This window comes from Klebsiella sp. GG_Kp175, from assembly GCF_040062325.1.
In the GTDB taxonomy this organism is placed as follows: Bacteria; Pseudomonadota; Gammaproteobacteria; order Enterobacterales; family Enterobacteriaceae; genus Klebsiella; species Klebsiella quasipneumoniae.
Genome location: NZ_JBEAFX010000009.1, coordinates 102,978 through 123,902 on the forward strand (window position 1 = coordinate 102,978; position 20,925 = coordinate 123,902).

The 20,925-nt window shown below is 60.2% G+C and carries 22 protein-coding genes and 1 pseudogene; 7 read left to right on the plus strand and 16 right to left on the minus strand.

Annotated elements, in window-relative coordinates; translation table 11 throughout:
* Positions 1-124: 124 nt before the first annotated feature.
* Positions 125-2,410 carry an ATP-binding protein gene (locus ABLU73_RS15020; protein ID WP_264924111.1) on the plus strand — a complete coding sequence of 762 codons (2,286 nt, stop codon included), beginning with the start codon at positions 125-127 and terminating at the stop codon, positions 2,408-2,410.
* Between the two features lie 70 nt (positions 2,411-2,480).
* A complete protein-coding gene (yjdP, locus tag ABLU73_RS15025) occupies positions 2,481-2,834 on the plus strand; it encodes a DDRRRQL repeat protein YjdP (RefSeq protein WP_004206366.1) in 354 nt (117 codons plus the stop codon).
* A gap of 22 nt (positions 2,835-2,856) precedes the next feature.
* On the opposite strand, the gene phnP is transcribed toward yjdP, so the two are convergent.
* From phnP to ABLU73_RS15090, 13 genes and pseudogenes are all read right to left on the minus strand, one after another.
* Positions 2,857-3,615 carry a phosphonate metabolism protein PhnP gene (phnP, locus tag ABLU73_RS15030; protein WP_004206367.1) on the minus strand — a complete coding sequence of 253 codons (759 nt, stop codon included), beginning with the start codon at positions 3,613-3,615 and terminating at the stop codon, positions 2,857-2,859.
* Between the two features lie 15 nt (positions 3,616-3,630).
* A complete protein-coding gene (phnN, locus tag ABLU73_RS15035; RefSeq protein ID WP_004206368.1) occupies positions 3,631-4,194 on the minus strand; it encodes a ribose 1,5-bisphosphokinase in 564 nt (187 codons plus the stop codon).
* Positions 4,194-5,330, minus strand: a complete 1,137-nt coding sequence (phnM, locus tag ABLU73_RS15040; protein WP_004206370.1) for an alpha-D-ribose 1-methylphosphonate 5-triphosphate diphosphatase — start codon at positions 5,328-5,330, stop codon at positions 4,194-4,196. Before phnM ends, phnN begins: the two co-directional genes overlap by 1 nt.
* Entirely contained in the window at positions 5,327-6,007 is a 681-nt protein-coding gene (gene phnL / locus ABLU73_RS15045; RefSeq protein WP_004206372.1) for a phosphonate C-P lyase system protein PhnL, read from the minus strand. Before phnL ends, phnM begins: the two co-directional genes overlap by 4 nt.
* 107 nt (positions 6,008-6,114) lie before the next feature.
* A complete protein-coding gene (gene phnK, locus ABLU73_RS15050) occupies positions 6,115-6,873 on the minus strand; it encodes a phosphonate C-P lyase system protein PhnK (protein WP_004206373.1) in 759 nt (252 codons plus the stop codon).
* Positions 6,870-7,718 (minus strand): alpha-D-ribose 1-methylphosphonate 5-phosphate C-P-lyase PhnJ, encoded by an 849-nt coding sequence (locus tag ABLU73_RS15055; protein WP_002885202.1) that lies wholly within the window; start codon positions 7,716-7,718, stop codon positions 6,870-6,872. The genes phnK and ABLU73_RS15055 overlap by 4 nt, the downstream gene beginning before the upstream one ends.
* On the minus strand, positions 7,711-8,775 hold the full coding sequence (locus ABLU73_RS15060) for a carbon-phosphorus lyase complex subunit PhnI (protein WP_017900090.1): 1,065 nt from the start codon (positions 8,773-8,775) through the stop codon (positions 7,711-7,713). The genes ABLU73_RS15055 and ABLU73_RS15060 overlap by 8 nt, the downstream gene beginning before the upstream one ends.
* Positions 8,776-9,360 carry a phosphonate C-P lyase system protein PhnH gene (phnH, locus tag ABLU73_RS15065; protein ID WP_053810865.1) on the minus strand — a complete coding sequence of 195 codons (585 nt, stop codon included), beginning with the start codon at positions 9,358-9,360 and terminating at the stop codon, positions 8,776-8,778.
* Positions 9,357-9,809, minus strand: coding sequence for a phosphonate C-P lyase system protein PhnG (gene phnG / locus ABLU73_RS15070; protein ID WP_004206376.1), 453 nt, complete (start codon positions 9,807-9,809; stop codon positions 9,357-9,359). Before phnG ends, phnH begins: the two co-directional genes overlap by 4 nt.
* Positions 9,810-10,535, minus strand: coding sequence for a phosphonate metabolism transcriptional regulator PhnF (gene phnF / locus ABLU73_RS15075; protein ID WP_004206378.1), 726 nt, complete (start codon positions 10,533-10,535; stop codon positions 9,810-9,812).
* A 155-nt stretch (positions 10,536-10,690) separates the two neighbouring features.
* Positions 10,691-11,125 carry a VOC family metalloprotein YjdN gene (gene yjdN, locus ABLU73_RS15080; RefSeq protein WP_004206380.1) on the minus strand — a complete coding sequence of 145 codons (435 nt, stop codon included), beginning with the start codon at positions 11,123-11,125 and terminating at the stop codon, positions 10,691-10,693.
* 227 nt (positions 11,126-11,352) lie between these two features.
* Positions 11,353-11,688: a zinc ribbon domain-containing protein YjdM gene (locus ABLU73_RS15085; RefSeq protein ID WP_004206382.1), complete on the minus strand. Its 336-nt coding sequence runs from the start codon at positions 11,686-11,688 to the stop codon at positions 11,353-11,355.
* 87 nt (positions 11,689-11,775) lie between these two features.
* A pseudogene (locus ABLU73_RS15090) lies at positions 11,776-12,045 on the minus strand (hypothetical protein).
* Between the two features lie 187 nt (positions 12,046-12,232).
* On the opposite strand from ABLU73_RS15090, the gene proP reads away from it, so the two are divergent.
* Positions 12,233-13,735 (plus strand): glycine betaine/L-proline transporter ProP, encoded by a 1,503-nt coding sequence (proP, locus tag ABLU73_RS15095; RefSeq protein WP_004206383.1) that lies wholly within the window; start codon positions 12,233-12,235, stop codon positions 13,733-13,735.
* A 50-nt stretch (positions 13,736-13,785) separates the two neighbouring features.
* Here proP and melR read toward each other — a convergent pair whose 3' ends face one another.
* Positions 13,786-14,724 carry a transcriptional regulator MelR gene (gene melR, locus ABLU73_RS15100; protein WP_004206385.1) on the minus strand — a complete coding sequence of 313 codons (939 nt, stop codon included), beginning with the start codon at positions 14,722-14,724 and terminating at the stop codon, positions 13,786-13,788.
* 239 nt (positions 14,725-14,963) lie between these two features.
* Here melR and ABLU73_RS15105 point away from each other — a divergent pair, with 239 nt between their 5' ends.
* The 4 genes from ABLU73_RS15105 to ABLU73_RS15120 all read left to right on the plus strand — a co-directional run bounded on the left by ABLU73_RS15105 (position 14,964) and on the right by ABLU73_RS15120 (position 19,437).
* Complete coding sequence (locus ABLU73_RS15105) at positions 14,964-16,316, plus strand: alpha-glucosidase/alpha-galactosidase (protein WP_053810864.1); 1,353 nt, start codon at positions 14,964-14,966, stop codon at positions 16,314-16,316.
* 92 nt (positions 16,317-16,408) lie between these two features.
* Complete coding sequence (gene melB / locus ABLU73_RS15110) at positions 16,409-17,824, plus strand: melibiose:sodium transporter MelB (protein WP_062913513.1); 1,416 nt, start codon at positions 16,409-16,411, stop codon at positions 17,822-17,824.
* Positions 17,825-18,099: 275 nt separating this feature from the next.
* Positions 18,100-19,056, plus strand: a complete 957-nt coding sequence (gene parM / locus ABLU73_RS15115) for a plasmid segregation protein ParM domain-containing protein (protein WP_004146678.1) — start codon at positions 18,100-18,102, stop codon at positions 19,054-19,056.
* A 9-nt stretch (positions 19,057-19,065) separates the two neighbouring features.
* Entirely contained in the window at positions 19,066-19,437 is a 372-nt protein-coding gene (locus ABLU73_RS15120; RefSeq protein WP_064183847.1) for a plasmid partitioning/stability family protein, read from the plus strand.
* A 138-nt stretch (positions 19,438-19,575) separates the two neighbouring features.
* Here ABLU73_RS15120 and cbpM read toward each other — a convergent pair whose 3' ends face one another.
* Together cbpM and cbpA are read right to left on the minus strand one after the other, a co-directional pair.
* Positions 19,576-19,881 carry a chaperone modulator CbpM gene (cbpM, locus tag ABLU73_RS15125; RefSeq protein WP_002885324.1) on the minus strand — a complete coding sequence of 102 codons (306 nt, stop codon included), beginning with the start codon at positions 19,879-19,881 and terminating at the stop codon, positions 19,576-19,578.
* Positions 19,881-20,798 (minus strand): curved DNA-binding protein, encoded by a 918-nt coding sequence (cbpA, locus tag ABLU73_RS15130; RefSeq protein ID WP_017900085.1) that lies wholly within the window; start codon positions 20,796-20,798, stop codon positions 19,881-19,883. The genes cbpM and cbpA overlap by 1 nt, the downstream gene beginning before the upstream one ends.
* Positions 20,799-20,925: the final 127 nt, after the last annotated feature.

Sequence of the window (20,925 nt, forward strand, 5' to 3'; positions counted from 1 at the left end):
GCAGGATGTCAGAATCCATTCATATTTGTCATAGTGATAAATAGTTAACCGCGATCACAGTTACGCGGCGTAATTTTCTGCACCGTCACGCCTATATGCCGACCGTTCCTTCACCGGAGTTGCTATGACCGCTCGCCGACACCCGTTTTTCACCAGCGCCCGTGGCCGCCTGCTCTCCTTTAATCTGCTGATGGTGGTCGTCACCCTGCTGGTGAGCGGCGTGGCGGTGTTCGGCTTTCACCACGCCAGCCAGCTGCAGGAGCAGGTGCAGCGCCAGACCCTCAACGATATGCGCGGCAGTATGGATCTGGCGCGGGACACGGCGAATGTCGCCACGGCCGCGGTGCGCCTGTCGCAGGTGGTGGGCGCGCTGGAGTACAAAAGCGAAGCGGAACGGCTGCTGGCGACGCAGCAGGCGCTGAAGCACTCGCTGGCTCAGCTGGCAGCGGCTCCGCTGGCGCAGCAGGAGGAGGCGCTGGTGGCCAGTATTATTCGCCGCAGCAACGCGCTGCAGCGGAGCGTGGCGGAGATGCTGGAGCGCGGCCAGCGTCGTCATCTGCAGCGCAATGCGCTGCTGAGTTCGCTTTACCAGAATCAGAGCAACCTGCGCCATCTCGCCGATCTTAACGATCGCGGCGGGGACCGGGCGATCGATCCTCGTCGGCTAGCCGAGATGGACCGGCTGATCGCCGCCGCGATCCATACCGTCACGCCGCGGTCGATCGTTCTGCAGCTCGACCAGCTGCGCGGCGACCTGCCGGCTCAAAGCGCCGATCCCGCGCTGGCGTTTGTTCTCCCCGACGTCACCCGGGAGCTGGCGAAGCTGGCCCCGCTGTCGGCCCAGCTGGAGGAGAGCGACCTGACGATCAGCTGGTACATGTACCACATCAAAGCGCTGGTCGCGCTGCTTAACGACGACATCAATCAGTACGTGACCCGGGTGGCGGAAGCCTCCGAACAGCGGGCGGCGCAGAGCCATCGGGAGCTGCGCTCCATCAGCATGTTTATTCTGCTTTCCGCGCTGCTGGCGCTGGCGATCACCGGCTGCGCCGGGTGGTACATCTACCGTAACCTGGGCTCTAACCTGACCGCTATCTCGCGGGCGATGTCGCGGCTGGCTCAGGAAGAGCCGAACGTCTCGGTGCCGGCCCTGCAGCGGCGCGACGAGCTGGGCGAACTGGCGCGCGCCTTTAACGTTTTCGCGCGCAATACGGCGTCGCTGGAGCACACCACCCGGCTGCTGAAAGAGAAGACCACCCAGATGGAGATCGATAGGATTAAGCGTCAGGAGCTGGAGGAGGCGCTGTTGCACAGCCAGAAGATGAAGGCCGTCGGCCAACTGACCGGAGGCCTGGCGCATGATTTTAACAACCTGCTCGCGGTGATCATCGGCAGCCTTGAGCTGGTGGAGCCGAATGCGCAGGATGCGCCACGCCTCACCAGGGCGCTGAAGGCGGCGGAACGCGGGGCGCTTCTGACCCAGCGGCTGCTGGCCTTTTCGCGTAAGCAGGCTCTGCATCCCCAGGCGGTGGCGATGGCGCCGTTGCTGGAGAACCTCAGCGAGCTAATGCGTCACTCCCTGCCGGCGACCTTGAGCCTGGAGATTGAGGCGCAGTCGCCGGCGTGGCCGGCATGGATAGACGTCGGCCAGCTGGAAAACGCCCTGATTAACCTGGTGATGAACGCCCGCGACGCCATGGCCGGGCGCGCGGGCGTCATTAAAATTCGTACCTGGAATCAGCGGGTCACCCGCAGCAGCGGCCAGCGGCAGGATATGGTGGCTCTGGAGGTGATCGATCACGGCTGCGGCATGTCGCAGGCGGTGAAAGCCCGGGTGTTTGAACCCTTCTTTACCACTAAAGCCACCGGCAGCGGCAGCGGCCTGGGGCTGTCGATGGTGTATGGCTTTGTGCGCCAGTCGGGCGGCCGGGTGGCGCTGGAGAGCGCGCCGGGGCAGGGGACGACGGTGCGGCTGCAGCTGCCGCGGGCGATGACCGAGGTAGAGAAGGCGGCGGTGCCGGTGGAAGACGAACCAATCCCGGCGGGAGAACGGCTGGCGCTGGTGCTGGAAGATGAAGAGGATGTTCGCCAGACGCTGTGCGAACAGCTGCATCAGCTGGGCTGGCTGACGCTGGAAACCGCCAGCGGGGAAGAGGCGCTGCAGCTGCTGGAGGCCTCGCCGGATATTGCCCTGTTGATTAGCGATCTGATGCTGCCCGGCGGGCTGAGCGGCGCCGATGTGATCCATACCGCGCGCCGCCGCTTTCCGGCGCTGCCGGTGCTGCTGATCAGCGGTCAGGATTTGCGCCCGGCGCAGAACCCGGCCCTGCCGGAGGTGGAGTGGCTGCGTAAGCCCTTTACCCGCGCTCAACTGGCGCAGGCGCTGAGTGCAGCGTACGCGAGGATTTGAGATTCCTCCGCTACCCGGGCGGCATGCCGATGATTAAGGTAGCGGCAGGACTCTGATGAGATTGGCCCCGATGAAACGTTACGCAATCGCACTGCTCTTTTGCACTCTGTCGCTGACCAGCCTGGCCGCCCGCGCCGATATTATCGATGACGCGATCGGCAATATTCAGCAAGCCATTAACGACGCCTATAACCCGGGTAGCAGTCGCTCTGATGACGACGACAGATACGATGACGATGGCCGGTATGATGACGGGCGCTATCAGGGAAGTCGCCAGCAGAGCCGTGACAGCCAGCGTCAGCATGACGATCGGCAACGCCAGCTGGACGATCGCCGCCGTCAGCTGGATGAACGCCAGCGCCAGCTCGATCGCGATCGCCGCCAGTTAGAAAGCGATCAGCGTCGTCTGGACGATGACTATTGATCGCCCCGCAGCAGACCGACGCCTAATCCAGCACGATTTCCATCCCGTCATAACCCGCTTCGAAACCTTCCGGTAGCGGGTTATCCATCATCCAGACGTCAAACTGATGGCTGATATGGGTGAGGATCACCCGCGGACAGCCTATCGCCTGGTTAAGGGCGCGAACGGTATTGAAATCGTTATGGTTACGCGGGGTCTGCGCCCGCGGCTCATGGCTGCAGTCGATGATCATCGCCTGCGGGCGGTTGCTGAGTAAAAACTTCAGCGTCTTGTCCGGCAGCCCGGCGGTATCCGAGAGCCAGGCTACCCGACTGTGGGCCGACTCCAGCAGATAACCGAAGGTGAGCTTCGAATGGTTGAGCGGCAGGGGCGTTACCCGCAGGCCCTGCAGCTCAAACACCACAAACGGCGTGACGGTATGGCTGAAGTCGAGCAGGCCGGGGTGCTTGAGCAGATCGTCGCAGCCGGCGTCGTCCGGCGGGCCGTAGACCGGGATCGGCGCGCCCACGCCCCAGCGCAGCGGAAACAGCCCCTGCACATGATCCAGGTGATAGTGGGTTAGCAGCACCTGCTGAAAGCTGCCGGCGGGATGATGTTCCATCAGATCCGGTCTGCCGGCGTCCAGCAGCGTCACTGCGCTGTTGAACGTCACCACCCCGCTACAGGGGCGTCGGCGATGGCTTTCCTCGCGGCGGGCGCGGCGGCAGGCCGCGCAATCGCAGCCAAAGGCCGGCACCAGCTGAGCGCCGCCGGTGCCGGTTAAGCGGAGGGTCAGGCTCATCGTGTCACCTTTGGTTTATACCAGCGGATCCGCTTCGCGCACCGCGTGGCTGCGCAGCAGGCGGAAAAATTCATCGACCGATTGTCGGAGACTGCCGTCGTTATTCAGCGTCAGGCAATCGTCCGGCTTATAGCGCGCGGCGCGGTCCAGACGCTGGGCGATATCCACCGCATTTTCCCGGCCGCGCTGCTCCAGCCGCTGGCGCAGCACCGGCGGCGAGACGGCGAGACAGATCGGCACCAGCACCTCGCCGTAGCGTTCCCGCGCCAGCGCCAGATGGGCGCGGGAGCCATTGGCCACCACGTCGAAGCCGGCGTGCAGCCACAGGTCGATCTCCACGCCAATGCCATAGTAAGTATGGTTGGCGTGCCAGCTGAGGGCAAAGAGATGCTGCTCGGCGCGGGTAAAAAATTCATGTTCGCTGAGGGCGATATGGTTTTCGTTACCGGCGTTAAAGGGCCGGGTAATGTAACGATGCGCCACCAGCAGCTGCGGGTGCTCGCGCTGGCGCAGCGCCGCCAGCAGGCTGTCTTTCCCGGAGCCGGAGGGGCCCACCAGCCAGATCAGTTTTCCCGGCATTAAAAGACCCTCCTTCCCTGGCGCCAGACATGGTCGATGTGGACATGCTCGCCGCGACGGTGCGCCAGCACCAGGTCGGCGCGTTTCCCCTCGGCGATGACGCCGCGATCGTCAAGGCCCAGCGCCTGCGCCGGATGTTTGCTGACCAGACGGATCGCCTGCGCCAGGGTGAAGGCGTTATCCTCGGCGTCGGCGATGCGGAATGCGGCATCCAGCAGGCTGGCGGGATAGTAGTCGGAAGAGAGAATGTCGAGCAAACCGTGGTTCGCCAGCAGGTGGGCGGCGACGTTGCCGGAGTGGGAACCGCCGCGCACGATATTCGGCGCCCCCATCAGGACGTGCATCCCGTGCTGACGTGAAGCCTGCGCCGCGGCCAGGGTGGTGGGAAACTCGGCGATGACGCTACCCAGCTGGTGGGATTCAGCCACATGCGCCTCGGTGGCGTCGTCGTGGCTGGCGAGGGCGATACGGCGGGCGCGGCACATGGCGGCGATGGTCTGGCGATTGGGCTGCGACCAGGTGGCGGCCAGAGCCATCTGCTCGGCTTCAAAACGGTCCATTTCGTCATGCGTCAGATGATATTTTCCCTGATAGTAATCGCGGTACTTGCTGCGATCGGCGTACTGACGCTGGCCGGGCGAGTGGTCCATCAGAGAGACCATGCTCACCGACTCGCGGTCGATCAGCTTTTCAAACAGCGGCAGCGTGGTGTGATGCGGCAGCTCGCAGCGCAGGTGCAGACGGTGCTCTGCGCGGTTAAGACCGCGCTTTTGCGTCTCTTCCACCGCATTGACCATCTTCTCCAGATTCTCAAGACGATCGCCGCCATCGCGCACGTCGCCAATCGCCACGGCGTCCAGCACGGTGGTGATGCCGCTGGCGACCATCATTGCGTCGTGGCTGCTCATCGCCGAGTGGGCCGGCCAGTCTACCTTCGGCCGCGGGGTAAAGAACTTGTCGAGGTTATCGGTATGCAGCTCGATAAGGCCCGGCAGCAGCCAGCCGCCTTCCCCATCCAGCGCCTGCGGCAGCCGGCTCTGGCTTTCAGCGAAGGCGAGAATGCGACCGTCCTGGACTTCCAGCGAACCGTGGACCACGTCATCGTCGAGAACCAGTTTTACGTTATTGATAATCATGCTGTTATTCCCATGGGGTGCAGCCGGTCGGCGACCTGACGGCGTACCCCTTCGTCATGGAAAATCCCGACGATGGCCGCGCCGCGCGCTTTGGCATCGTGGATCAGGTCGACCACGGCAGCACTGTTTTTGCCATCCAGTGAGGCGGTGGGTTCATCGAGGAGCAGGATCGGATAGTCGACCGCAAAACCGCGGGCGATATTGACCCGTTGCTGTTCGCCGCCGGAAAAGGTCGACGGCGCAAGGTGCCACAGACGTTGCGGAACGTTGAGGCGGGTCAGCAGCTGGGCGGCTTTGGCGGCGCTCGCTTCACGCGGCGTCCCGAGATCGAGCAGCGGCTGCATCACCACCTCCAGCGCCGAAATACGCGGGATCACCCGTAGAAACTGGCTGACCCAGCCGATGGTGGTTTTGCGCACTTCCAGCACCTTGCGCGGCGTGGCGGTGACCAGGTCCACCCATTCGTCGCCGTGGCGGATATGAATATGGCCGCTGTCCGGCAGATAGTTGGCGTACAGCGAACGCAGCAGGGTCGATTTGCCGCTGCCGGAGTGACCGTGGAGCACCACGCACTCCCCGGCGTTAACGGTCAGCGAGGCGTCGGCCAGCACCGGCAGACGCACGCCGTGCTGCTGGTGCAGAACAAAGGTTTTATGGACGTTTTCAACGCGGATCATGTTAGCTCTCACGAGGTTGGGTTGCCGGGTGGCGCTTCGCTTACCCGGCCTACGAATAACGCACCTGTGGGCCGGGTAAGGCGCAGCCGCCACCCGGCAAAACAGCATTAATTCTGCAACACCGACGACACCAGCAGCTGGGTATAAGGATGGTGCGGATCGTCGAGCACCCGGTCGGTTAAGCCACTTTCCACCACCTGGCCCTGCTTCATTACCAGCAGTCGGTTCGCCAGCAGGCGGGCGACGCCGAGATCGTGGGTAACAATCACTACCGCCAGATTCAGCTCCACCGCCAGGCCACGCAGCAGATCAAGCAGCCGCGCCTGCACGGACACATCCAGCCCGCCGGTGGGTTCATCCATAAACACCAGCTTCGGCTGGGTGACCAGATTGCGGGCAATCTGCAGACGCTGCTGCATGCCGCCGGAGAAGGTGGTGGGCAGGTCGTCGATGCGCGAGGGCGGGATCTCCACCTCCTGCAGCCACTTTTCAGCGGTGGCGCGAATGTTGCCGTAGTGGCGGGCGCCGGTGGCCATCAGCCGTTCGCCGATGTTGCCCCCGGCGGAGACCTGGCGACGCAGACCGTCCATTGGGTGCTGATGCACCACCCCCCATTCGGTGCGCAGCAGGCGGCGGCGTTCGGCTTCGCTCATGGCGTACAGCGAGCGCTGCTGGTACAGCACCTCGCCCCGCTGCGGCGTCAGGCGGGCGGAGATTGCCTTCAGCAGGGTGGTTTTACCGGAGCCGGACTCGCCGACGATGCCGAGCACTTCTCCCGGCCACAGCTCGAAGGAGACATCGCGAAAACCTTTATCCGGGGCGTAGAGATGGGTCAGGTTATTCACAGCAAGTAATGGCTGGTTCATTTTTTCTGCCCCTCGCTCTGCTGGCGGCAATAGTCGGTATCGGAGCAGACAAACATCCGCTGGCCGCTGTCATCCAGCACCACTTCGTCGAGGTAGCTGTGGCGCGAGCCGCAGATGGCGCAGGGTTCATCCCACTCCTGGACGGTAAATGGGTGGTCGTCGAAATCGAGACTCTCCACCGGGGTATAGGGCGGCACGGCGTAGATCCGCTTTTCGCGCCCGGCGCCGAACAGCTGCAGCGCCGGCATCATATGCATTTTCGGGTTATCGAATTTCGGGATCGGCGAGGGATCCATCACGTAGCGGCCATTGACCTTCACCGGGTAGGCGTAGGTGGTGGCGATATGGCCGAAGCGGGCAATATCTTCATACAGTTTCACCTGCATCACGCCGTACTCTTCCAGGGCGTGCATGGTGCGGGTTTCGGTTTCACGCGGCTCGATAAAGCGCAGCGGCTCCGGGATCGGCACCTGGTAGATCAGGATCTGATCCTCCACCAGCGGCGTCTCCGGGATGCGATGGCGGGTCTGGATCAGGGTGGCGTCTTCGGTACGCTCGGTGGTGGCGACGCCGGTAACACGCTTAAAGAACTGACGAATCGACACCGCGTTGGTGGTGTCATCGGCGCCCTGGTCAATCACCTTCAGCACGTCGTTCTCGCCGATGACGCTGGCGGTCAACTGGATGCCGCCAGTGCCCCAGCCGTAGGGCATCGGCATTTCGCGACCGCCGAACGGCACCTGGTAGCCGGGAATGGCTACCGCTTTGAGAATAGCCCGGCGGATCATGCGCTTGGTTTGCTCGTCGAGATAAGCAAAGTTATAGCCAGTCAGTGGGTTAGCCACGTTCGTTCTCCCGTTGCAGGCGTTTCAGCAGCGCCAGTTCGGCCTGGAAATCGACATAGTGCGGCAGCTTCAGATGCGAGACGAAGCCGGCGGCTTCAACGTTATCGGCGTGGGCCAGCACAAACTCTTCATCCTGGGCGGGACCGGCAATCTCTTCGTCATAGTCCGCCGCCTGCAGGGCGCGGTCGACGAGGGCCATGGCCATCGCTTTGCGCTCGCTCATGCCGAAGGTCAGACCGTAGCCGCGGGTGAAGTGCGGCGGCTCATCCTGCGGGGCGACGAAGCCGTTGACCATTTCGCATTCGGTGAGCAGCAGCTCGCCAATATTGACGCTAAAGCCCAGCTCTTCCGGGACAATCTCCACCTGCACGTAGCCGCTGCGGATCTCGCCGGCAAACGGATGGTTGCGGCCATAGCCGCGCTGAGTCGAATAGGCCAGCGCCAGCAGGTAGCCTTCATCGCCGCGCATTAGCTGCTGCAGGCGCGAAGAACGTGAGCAGGGGTAGACCGGCGGGGTGCGGGTGATATCGTCGGGCGGTGTGCCGCGATCTTCCTCGGCCTTCGCCAGACCCTGCTGCGTGAGCAGGCTAAAGACGTGCGGCGTCGGCTGCGTGTCGCACTCGGCTTGCTGCACAGAAGGCGCTTCGCCGTTTGCCAGCAGGGTAAAATCGAGCAGGCGGTGGGTGTAGTCGTAAGTGGGGCCCAGCAGCTGGCCGCCGGGGATATCTTTGTACACTGCCGAGATGCGGCGTTCGAGACGCATTTTGGCGGTGTCGATCGGTTCGCTAACCGCCAGCCGCGGCAGGGTGGTGCGGTAGGCGCGCAGCAGGAAGATCGCTTCGACGTTATCGCCGCTGGCCTGTTTGAGCGCCAGCGCCGCCAGTTCGCGGTCGGCGATGCCGCCCTCGGTCATCACCCGGTCCACCGCCAGATTGAGCTGTTCGCCTATCTGGTCAACGCTCAGTTCGGGAAGCCGTCCATCGCCCCGTCGTTTCTGTTCCTGTAAGGCGTGAGCGGCGCGGATCGCCTTCTCGCCGCCCTTGACGGCAACGTACATTTAGCAAACCTCCACGTGAGTGGTGCGCGGGATCGCCAGCAGGCGCTCGCCGCAGGTGAGGATCAGATCAATGCCCAGCGGGAACGGGTGTGGGCGCTCCGTCAGTTCGTCAATGATGCAGTCCGGCAGCTGAGGGGCGATCATTCGCTCTTCGGCAATGCCCGCCCCGGTCAGGCGCAGCATGCGTCCGCCGCTAAGGCTGGCGAGCTGAACGATCAGCGTGACGCCGGTCTCCGGGGCGGTGACGGTGCCAGCGGAGAGGACGTTGAGCTGCTCGGCGCTGATGCCGTCATTGGCGACGGCAAAGACCGCCTGCTGCGGCTGGTCCACCAGCGGCGCGCCGGTATGAAAGCGCAGATTCTGTCCCACCAGATCGTTATGCAGAGCGCTGGCGAGCCAGACCGGCGTTTCGCGATCGGCAAGGGTCAATAGCAGGCTGGTGGAAGCGACGTTCAGCGGCTGCCAGCCGTGCTGTAACTGCTGCAGGGAGACAATCACCCCCGGCTCGCTCATCGCTTTCAGCAGGCGACGAAAACTGTGTTGGGCATCCTGCACAGCCAGGGAAAAAGCGGGTTGTAAGGTCATGCGTTATCTCCGCGAACCAGGGTAAAGAAGTCGACCCGGCTGGCGTTGACTTCGGCGCGTCGGGCTTCAATGCGCGCGCTGCGTAGCGCTTCCAGCGGGGTTATCAGGGTTTCCATTAAATTGTGAAAATGGCGGGGTGACTGCAGCAGGGCGTCGATGGCCGCGCAGCGTTCGGCGTGCGGGCGGTCGCGGCCTAAGATCCAGCTGTAGCCGAGCGTTCCGTCGGCCAGACGTACCGCGGCGCGGGTGAGCGTGGCGTCGCCGGCGAAGAAACGGTCGCCGATACCGCCCATCCGGGCCTGAAGCTGCACCAGGCCAGTCTCGGGAGTGCGGATCAGTTCATACTCCGGCGCCAGCTGCAGGGAGTGCATGCGCGCCAGAAGATCTTGCGGTTCACTGTGGGCCAGCACGGACATCCAGCGCTGGCGGGTGGCGGTATCGAAGTGCATTCAGTGCTCCATGGTGAATTCAATCATGTCGGCGCGGGTGAGGCTGACGGAGTATTCGGTGGCGGCCTGCTCGCCCTGGCGGCTGTTGAGGGTGCGGACGCAGAGCAGCGGCGCCATATTGGGGATCTCCAGCAGTTTGCTCTCTTTCGCCTGTGCGCGACGGGCGCTGATTTTGGTGCGCACCCGGGTCAGTTCGACGTCAAGCCGATCGCGCAGCAGGTCGTGCAGCGAGCCGTGGCTGAAGGTCTGTAACACCGGCCAGAAGCGCAGGTCGGCGAAGTAGTGGTCAATCAGGCACAGGGCGACGCCATTGACCCGGCGCAGGGTGCGCAGATGAATGACGTTCTCGCCCTCGCTAATACCAAAGGCTTCGGCAACGTGCGCGCTGGCGGGGCGCAGTACCGACAGCAGTTTTTCGCTGGTGGGATCGCTGCCTTGTTCCAGCAGGTTTTGGCTGAAACGCGCCTGGGCGTTGAGCGGGTAATCGATCGGCCGCATCAGCACCAGCACGCCCACGCCCTGACGGCGTTGTACCCAGCCGCGCTCAACCAGCTGGTCGATCGCCCGGCGCAGGGTGTGGCGGTTAACGTCGAAGCGCGTCGCCAGCTGCTGCTCGGCGGGCAGATAGTCACCGCAGCGATAGTGGTGGCGCAACTCCTGCTCAAGCCGGGCGGCGATTTCCTGATAGCGCGTGGGATAACTGGTCGGATGTCTGGACAGGTGCATGGTCATCAAGCCTCACACAGCATAGGCGAGGAGCTTCCTCGCGTTGTGAGCCGATCCTGACCGGTTTATGTTGCAGTTCGGTTAAGTGATGATGACTAAAGGATGAAGAGTTAATGCCAGACGGATGACAGGGCGGCCAGGCCGCCCTGGCGGGGTCAGCCTTGTTTGACCACGTTGATCATCCAGGGAACGCCAAAGCGATCCACGACTTTGCCGAAGCCGTGGGCCCAGAAGGTTTCCTGCCAGGCCATCTCAATGCGTCCGCCGACCGCCAGCGCTTCGAACCAGCGCTGACCTTCAGCGACATCCCTGGGATCGAGGACGAGGGTGAAGCCGGCGTAGTGTACATCGGGCCCGAAGGCGCTGTCGCTTAGCATCAGCTCGCCGTTGCCGATGCGCAGGCTGGCGTGGGCGATGGCGTCATTCGCCATCTTCTGGCCAGACGGGCAGCCGTCAGAGGCTTCCTGCGCCGAAGGCGGCATTTCGCCAAAGGTCATTTTAAACATCAGCTCCGCGCCCAGCGTCTGCTGATAGAAAGCGATCGCCTCGGCGCAGTTGCCCGCAAAGGCAAGGTAGGGACTTAAGGACATGGTGAATACCTCAGTGACCGTAACCCGTAAAGCGTAGTCGCCCGCAGCGGGATTGAGCCAGACGGCAGCGCGAAAATGGGGTGGGAATACCGCTGCAGGGGGCTGCATAAATAGCGGCGGCTGGCCGGATAAATAACCGGATACGCAGGGAGGCGAGGGACCGTCAGGATATCGGGAGCGGCGACGGCGATAGGGGAAAATAATCGCGTCGCCTGCCCGGAAATAAATCAGTTCTTTTTGACGAATTCAGATTTCAGCTTCATCGGGCCAAAACCGTCAATTTTGCAGTCAATATTGTGATCGCCTTCGACCAGGCGGATATTCTTCACTTTGGTGCCGATTTTCAGCATCGAAGAGCTGCCTTTAACCTTCAGATCCTTCACTACCGTGACGCTGTCGCCATCGGCCAGTAAATTGCCGTTGGCATCTTTAACGATCAGAACGTCGGTTTCTTCCGTGGCTTCGGCAGGGTTCCACTCATGGGCGCATTCCGGGCAGATGTACATGCCGTTGTCTTCATAAGTGTAAGTCGAATCGCATTTTGGGCAGTGTGGCAGTTGCATGACGTTCCTCGTGATGTCGTCGAAAAACAGGACGTTGGTCCTTTAAACAGTGGCTGAGAGCCGAAAGTGGGTGTGATTATAGCGCAATCACCCACTTTTGTCGGGTGTTTTTTTGATAAAAAATAGCCGTGGTGTTATTCCGGGAAGAAGCGAATAAACGCTGAAATTAACCGCCCGAGGTGGAGCAAAATCGACGAAATAATTTCCGGGCGATCGGCAGGAAATGAACTTATTTATTTTTCGACACTCTGTAATTAGGCGGTAAATTTATGTGAAGTTGATCGCAGATATAAACACTGTTAGGGTAAAAAAGGGGAGCAGGTCAATTTCATCAATTATCACGATGAGCCGCTCTATTTATTCACCAGTAGCCAGAGCAGGCGTCAACAGGTTCGGTTGTACATTCTGTCAGCAGACAGTGCAGGCAAACCTGCTACGCTTGAAATGAGGAGCACAGCAATTCACCGCTCCTGACGCACGATGCGAATGGCTTTGCCATTCGGCGAAGAGGCGTGCACTCAAGGCGGAGTAGCAGAGGAAAAATATGCTTAAAAGGAAAAAAATAAAGCCCATCACCCTTAAGGATGTGACCATCATCGACGATGGTAAACTGAAAAAGGCGATCACCGCGGCCTCCCTGGGCAACGCGATGGAGTGGTTCGATTTCGGCGTCTACGGCTTTGTGGCCTACGCCTTAGGTAAAGTCTTCTTCCCCGATGCCAACCCAAGCGTGCAGATGATTGCCGCACTCGGTACCTTTTCCGTTCCATTTTTAATACGTCCGCTGGGCGGCCTGTTCTTCGGGATGCTGGGCGATAAATATGGTCGGCAGAAAATTCTCGCGATAACTATCGTGATCATGTCGATAAGTACTTTCTGTATCGGCCTTATTCCTTCGTATGCCACGATAGGTATCTGGGCGCCGATCCTGCTGCTGCTGTGTAAAATGGCGCAGGGTTTCTCGGTCGGTGGTGAATATACCGGGGCATCGATCTTCGTCGCGGAATACTCCCCTGACCGTAAACGCGGGTTTATGGGCAGCTGGCTGGACTTTGGCTCCATCGCCGGGTTTGTGATGGGGGCTGGCGTGGTGGTCCTGATCTCCAGCGTAGTGGGGGAACAGAACTTCCTTGAGTGGGGTTGGCGTATCCCGTTCTTCCTGGCGCTGCCGTTAGGCATCATCGGGCTCTATCTGCGCCATGCGCTGGAAGAAACCCCGGCGTTCCAGCAGCATGTGGACACCATGGAGCAGGGCGACCGTGAAGGTCTGCAGGACGGGCCGAAGGTCTCCTTTAAAGAGATTGCCACGAAGCACTGGCGCAGCCTGCTGACCTGTATCGGTCTGGTGATTTCCACCAACGTGACCTATTACATGCTGCTGACCTACATGCCGAGCTACCTGTCGCATAACCTGCACTACTCGGAAGACCATGGGGTGCTGATCATCATCGCCATCATGGTCGGGATGCTGTTTGTGCAGCCGGTTATCGGCATGCTCAGCGACCGTTTCGGCCGCCGTCCGTTTATCCTGATTGGTAGCGTGGCGCTGTTTGCCCTGTCGATCCCGGCCTTCATTATGATCAACAGCAACGTGATTGGCCTGATCTTCGCCGGCCTGCTGCTGCTGGCGGTGGTGCTGAACTGCTTTATCGGGGTGATGGCCTCCTCGCTGCCGGCGATGTTCCCGACGCATATCCGCTTCAGCGCCCTGGCCAGCGCCTTTAACATCTCGGTGCTGATTGCCGGTCTGACGCCAACCCTGGCGGCGTGGCTGGTGGAAACCACGCAGAACCTGATGATGCCGGCGTACTACCTGATGGTGATCGCCATGGTGGGTATGGCCACGGGCCTGTCGATGAAAGAGACCGCTAACCGTCCGCTGAAAGGAGCGACCCCGGCGGCATCGGACATCCAGGAAGCGAAAGAAATCCTTGGCGAGCACTACGATAACATCGAACAAAAAATCGAAGATATCGATCAGGAGATTGCCGATCTGCAGGCAAAACGGTCGCGACTGGTGCAGCAGCATCCGCGTATCAACGACTAACCGTTTTTCACGATAAACCATGCCGCCTGGGGAAACCCCGGCGGCATTTTTTATGCCTCCGGCAGGGCCAGACCGTGACGACGCTGTTGGCTAAGTTTACGGTACTGCTGCGGCGGCATCCCCACGTAGCGGGTAAAGGTGCTGTAGAAACGGCTGCTGGAGCGGAAACCGGCGGTGAGGGCGATATCCAGGATGGTCTTGTCGGTATCGCTCAGCAGCGCCCGCACGTGATTGATACGCATGGCGGTAATGTACTGCTTCATGGTTTGCTGCATCACTCTCTGGAATACCCCCATCGCATAGTTCGGGTTGAGCTTAACGTGCTCGGCGACGGCATTGACGGTCAGCGCCTGGTCGTAGTGGGCGGCGATAAATTCCAGCATCTGGCTGACATAAAACTGCGCATGGCGCGAGACGCTGTTCTTATGGGTGCGCGAGGTTTTGTTGACCAGAATCGGCTGCCAGCCGGCGAGGCTCAGCCGCTTCAGCATCAGGGCGATTTCATCGATCGCCAGCTGGCGAATCTGTTCATTGTCGTGGTTCAGCTCCTGCTGCCAGCGGCGCACCTCGAAGGCGCTCAGCTGCTGGGCGGCGAGGGATTTAATCACCATCCCGTGAGTGACGTGGTTGATCAGCTCCCGGTCCAGCGGCCATGAGAGAAACAGATGCATCGGCAGGTTAAAGATCGCCATCTGCTGGCAATCCCCCGGGCGGGTCAACTGATGCGGCGTACAGGCCCAGAACAGAGTGATATAGCCTTTCTCTATGCGCACCACTTCGTTATTAATCAAATATTCCACGTCGCCATCGAACGGCACGTTGACCTCCACCTGGCCGTGCCAGTGGCTGGTAGGCATGGCGTGCGGCGGGCGCAGCTCGATATCCATACGCTGATACTCAGAGTAGAGCGCCAGCGGGCTGCGGCTCTGCTTTTCATCGCTGCTGCACATAAAGGGATCGGGGGGCAGGGAGGTGAAGCGGTATTCCATCGTTAGCGTATTCCTGAATTGTCAGAGTGGCTGCATTTTTCGCCAGAACTGACGACAGCTTAGCGGAAGAATCGGCCCATTTTCTCTCCTTTTTGCGCAATCTGTTCCCGAAAACTCAGATTTTGTGGCGCTTAATGGCCGATCTGAGCTTTCGGGAATGCTCCGGTTGGAACAGGGCAGCGCAACGCTGAACGGCGTGCCACTCTGCAAGGGTTCAATGACCTGATGGAGAGAGCGTAATGACCGCCCCAAAAATTACCTTTATCGGCGCCGGTTCGACGGTGTTCGTTAAAAATATTCTCGGTGATGTTTTCCAGCGCCCGGCGCTGAAATCGGCGCATGTCGCGCTGATGGATATCGATGACACCCGGCTGGAAGAGTCGCATACCGTGGTGCGCAAGCTGATGGATTCCGTCGGCGCGAAGGGCGAAATCAGCTGCCATCGCGATCGCAAAACCGCCCTGCAGGGCGCTGATTTCGTTGTGGTCGCCTTCCAGATTGGCGGCTATGAGCCCTGTACCGTCACTGATTTTGAGGTCTGTAAACGCCATGGCCTGGAGCAGACCATCGCCGATACGCTGGGTCCGGGGGGCATTATGCGCGCCCTGCGCACCATACCTCATCTATGGGCTATCTGCGACGACATGACCGAGGTCTGCCCGGACGCCACCCTGCTTAACTACGTCAACCCAATGGCGATGAACACCTGGGCCATCTACGCCCGCTACCCGCATATTAAACAGGTTGGCCTGTGCCACTCGGTGCAGGGAACGGCGGAAGAACTGGCGCGCGATCTTGACCTCAACCCGGCGGATTTACGCTACCGCTGCGCCGGGATTAACCATATGGCGTTCTATCTCTCGCTGGAGAAAAAGCTCGCCGACGGCAGCTATGTCAACCTTTATCCCGACCTGCTGCAGGCCTACGCTGACGGGCGCGCGCCGAAGCCTAACCTGCACGGCAACCCGCGCTGCGAAAACATCGTCCGCTATGAGATGTTCAAAAAGCTCGGCTACTTTGTGACCGAGTCGTCGGAGCATTTTGCCGAATACACGCCATGGTTTATCAAGCCGGGCCGCGAGGACCTTATCGCCCGCTATAAAGTGCCGCTGGATGAATACCCGAAACGCTGCGTCGAGCAACTGGCCAACTGGCATCAGGAGCTGGAGAGCTATCAGCGCGGCGAGCGCATCGAGGTGAAGCCATCCCGCGAGTATGCCAGCACCATCATGAACGCCATCTGGACCGGCGAGCCAAGCGTGGTGTATGGCAACGTACGCAATGACGGCCTTATCGACAACCTGCCGCAGGGCTGCTGCGTGGAAGTGGCTTGCCTGGTGGACGCCAACGGCATTCAGCCGACCAAAATGGGTGCGCTGCCGGCGCATCTGGCGGCGCTGATGCAGACCAACATCAACGTGCAGACGCTGCTCACGGAGGCGATCCTCACCGAAAATCGCGATTACGTCTATTACGCCACGATGATGGATCCGCACACCGCTGCGGTGCTGGGGATCGAAGAGATCTACGCGCTGGTGGACGATCTGATCGCCAGCCACGGCGACTGGCTGCCGTCCTGGCTGCATCGTTAATCTTCTCATGCCGCCGGGGGCAACGACCCGGCGGCGTCCTGCATGCTCTATCAAACACTGAAGGAGGCGCTGGCGACAGCGACCTGTACCCTATGAGTATTTCAATGACAACAAAGCTCAGCTACGGATTTGGTGCCTTTGGTAAAGATTTCGCTATCGGTATCGTCTACATGTATCTGATGTATTACTACACCGATATTGTTGGACTGTCGGTTGGGGTGGTCGGCATCTTGTTTCTGGTGGCGCGGATCCTCGATGCGATAGCCGATCCGATCATGGGTTGGATCGTGAATTGTACGCGATCGCGATGGGGGAAATTCAAACCGTGGATCCTGATTGGCACGATAACCAACTCGGTAGTGCTGTATATGCTGTTCAGCGCCCATCACTTCTCCGGCGGGGCGTTGCTGGCATGGGTGTGGCTGACCTATCTGCTGTGGGGGTTCACCTACACCATCATGGATGTGCCGTTCTGGTCGCTGGTGCCGACCATTACACTTGATAAACGCGAACGTGAACAGCTGGTGCCGTATCCACGCTTTTTCGCCAGCCTGGCGGGATTCGTCACTGCCGGCGTCACGCTGCCGTTTGTCAGCGCCGTGGGCGGCGCCGACCGCGGTTTCGGTTTCCAGATGTTCACCCTGGTGTTGATCGCCTTCTTCGTGGTTTCCACCCTCGTCACGCTGCGCAACGTCCACGAGGTTTACTCCTCGGATAGCGGCGTGAGCGAGGATGCCAGCCATCTCTCACTGCGCCAGATGGTGGCGCTGATCTATAAAAACGATCAGCTGGCCTGCCTGTTGGGCATGGCGCTGGCCTATAACACGGCGGCGAATATTATCGCTGGCTTTGCGATTTACTACTTTACCTACGTGATTGGCAGCGCGGAGATGTTCCCGTATTACATGTCCTACGCCGGCGCGGCGAACCTGCTGACGTTAGTGCTGTTTCCGCGGCTGGTGAAAGGGCTGTCGCGGCGCATTCTGTGGGCGGGCGCTTCGATCATGCCGGTGCTGGGCTGCGGCGTGCTGTTGCTGATGGCGCTGAGCGGGGTCTACAACGTCGCGCTGATTTCGCTGGCCGGCGTGCTGTTGAATATCGGCACCGCGCTGTTCTGGGTGCTGCAGGTTATTATGGTGGCCGATACCGTCGACTACGGCGAATATACGATGAACATCCGCTGCGAAAGTATCGCCTATTCGGTGCAGACGCTGGTGGTGAAAGCGGGCTCGGCGTTCGCGGCCTGGTTTATCGCCATCGTGCTCGGTATCATCGGTTATGTGCCGAATGTGGCCCAGTCGTCCCAGACGCTGCTGGGGATGCAAGCGATTATGATAGCGCTGCCGACGCTCTTTTTTGCCCTGACGCTGTTTCTCTATTTCCGCTATTACAAGCTCAACGGCGATATGCTGCGTCGCATTCAGATTCACCTGCTGGATAAATATCGCCGGGTACCGGAAAATGTGGCTGAGCCGGAACGGCCCATTGTGGTACCCAACCAGGTGTAAAAAGCGTTCAAAAACCGCTGACGAAAGAGGGGAGGGATGCTCTCTTTTTGGACAAAAATGAGCGTCGAAAACGGGCAAAAAGAGAAAAACGTATTTCTCTAATTTATCTCAAAATGGTCTCTTTTTATGCGCACGGAGTTGCTATTGGCTCCATTTGTTCTCAAATAAAACTCAGAATCGTCTCTTTTTCGTGCTCTTGCGCTGCTTTTTAACTCTTGCTACGCTTGTTGGGTGTTACATTTTTCTCTTATTTGTCTCAGTGATGGAGCAATGCGATGCGCATTTTTATCGATGATGGTTCAACCAATATCAAAATGCTGTGGGAGCAAGATGGCGAAACTTTCACCCATATCAGCCCCAACAGTTTTAAACGCGGCTGGTCTGCCACCTTCGGTTCCGGGAAGCCCTTTAACTACACCGTGGATGATGAAAAGTACTCATTCGACCTGATCACTCCCGATGCGCTCCCGACCAATAATATTGACTGGCAGTACAGCCCGTTGAACTCCATCGCTGTCCATCACGCGCTGCTGACCAGCGGTCTTGAGCCACAGGACGTCGAAATCGTCGTGACGCTGCCGCTGACTGAATTTTATGACGAGGATGCGCAATATCGCCTCGACAACATTGAGCGCAAGAAAAAGAGCTTGCTGCGCGACGTTAAGCTGAATAAAGGCGTGGTCTTCAACATCACCAAAGTCACCGTGCGCCCGGAATCGATTCCAGCGGGCATTAGCCTGTGTGATGAACTCAAGCCCTCCCATTCGGTGTTGATTATCGACCTCGGCGGCACCACGCTCGATATCTCGATGGTAGCCGGGCAGATGACCTCGGTTTCGCGCATTTACGGCGACCCGAAGCTGGGCGTATCGCTGGTGACCGACGCCGTTAAGCTGGCGCTGGCGCGGGCTAACACCGATACCTCAAGCTATAACGTCGATCAGATCATTATCAATCGCCATGACGAAGAGTATCTAACCGATAACATTAACGATCCGGATGCGGTTTCTGAGGTGAAGAAGGTAATCAATAACAGCATCGAACGTCTGACCACCCGCGTCCTGACGGCTATCGATAGCTTTAAAGGCTACTCGCATGCCATCGTGATTGGCGGCGGCGCGCCGCTGGTGGCCGATGCCATTCGTGAACGTATGGGCCTGCGTGAGGACCGTTTCGTGGTGGCTGAAGAGCCGCAGTTCGCCCTGGTGCGTGGTCTGAAAATTATTGGCTAAGGAGCGTCTATGACTCTGGAACGCAGAAAAGTGCTGATTTACCTGCGCCCGGATATCAGCGCCAGCGAGCGCTTCGCGGACGCAAAAATTGAGGCCCACCACCGCGGCGACCGCGGCGATATGTCGCGCACGGCGCTGCTGGCGGGGCTGGCGTTAGGGGAAGTCGATAGCCGCTTGCCGTCGATGCTGGCGGCGCTGCTGGCGGAAGACACTAAACCGGAAACGCTGCGCAAGATGCTGGCCTCGTTCCTTGAGATCCAGCCGGCCTCTTCCGTCCCGGCAGCCGCGCCAGCGGCCGCCCCGGCTAAGGCGCCGGAGCCGCCCGCGCCGGTGAGCGAGAGCGTTTCGGCGCGCAACCTCGCCGGTTCGCTGCCGGATTAAGCGCTTCCCCGGCGGCGCTGCGCTTGCGCGGGCCTACAAATCCAGTGCAAAGGGTGGGCCCAATGTCATTTGTAGGCCGGGTCAGGCGTAGCCGCCACCCGGCAGTAAGACGGTACGCCGCCACCCGGGATGTCGCCCCTATCCGTGGGCGAGAAAGCGGGCCAGGCGCTGCTGCAGCAGGCGATTTTCGCGGGTCAGCCGCGCGTTCTCATCCAGCAGGGTCAGCGCTACCGCGATCCCCGGCCAGTCCAGCTCCAGCTCGTTACGCAGGCGCACCGCGCGATGGACAATCGTCACCGCGCTGTCGTCGAACAGCCAGGTGTCCGCCTGCGGCTGGTGCGGTTCAATCATGCCTAAGCCGACAATCTCCGTCAGCTCCTCTTCCGACACCCCGGTACGCAGGCACAATTCGGTAATGGTAAACGTCACTGTTACTGTAGCCATCAGGCTTTCCCCCATGTCTTACGCGGATCGAAGCTGGCTTCGGCGGTGGCCAGCTGTTGCCAGAGCTCACGCGCTTTTTCATCTGGTTTTGGCGGCATCACAATTTTAATAACGGCGAACAAATCGCCGGTGTGGGTTTTGCTCACCAGCCCTTTGCCCTTGATACGCAGGCGCTGCCCTGCCTGGCTACCCGGCGGCACCGTCAGCAGAATGCTCTCTTTCAGGGTGGGCACCGTGACTTTGGCGCCCAGCGCGGCCTCCCACGGCGCCAGCGGCAGGACGATCTCCAGGTTATGTCCCACGATGTCGAACAGCGGGTGCGGGGCGATGTGGATCACCAGCCACAGATCGCCGTTCGGGCCGCCGTTTTCGCCCGGCGTCCCCTGGCCTTTCAGGCGGATACGCTGACCATCGACTACCCCGGCGGGGATCTTCACATTCAGCGTCTTCGGCGTTTCGCTTTCGATCATGCCGAACACGTTATACACCGGCAGGTTATAGCTGATGGTGCGGGTTTGCTCGGCCAGCGTCTCTTCAAGGAACACTGCGACCTCGATCTCCAGGTCGTGGCCGCGCGCCGCGTGCTGGCGGCGACGCTGATGCGCCTGCTGGCCAAACATGGAGGAGAAGATGTCGTCGAAATCCTGCTGGCTGTAGCTCTGCTCGTGGGTCTGCTGCTGGCGACCGAACCCGGGATCGTTGCGATGCTGCCAGAGCTGATCGTATTCCGCGCGCCGTTGCTCATCTTTCAGGACTTCCCAGGCTTCGGCGAGATCCTTAAATTTGGCTTCGGCATCATTTTCTTTACTGACGTCGGGGTGGTACTTGCGCGCCAGGCGGCGGTAGGCGGTCTTGATGGTTTTCAGATCGTCGGTTGGTTGCACCCCGAGAATGGCATAATAATCCTTCAATTCCATGCTGTTATCTCATCTATGCTCAGTGCGGTGGTTACATATTCCCTGGATCAGGCGTCTGTATAAAGCGTAGGGCAAATGCGCCCTGAAGGGGAAGAAAAGTGGCGGAAACTTGACGCCGTCGGGATCA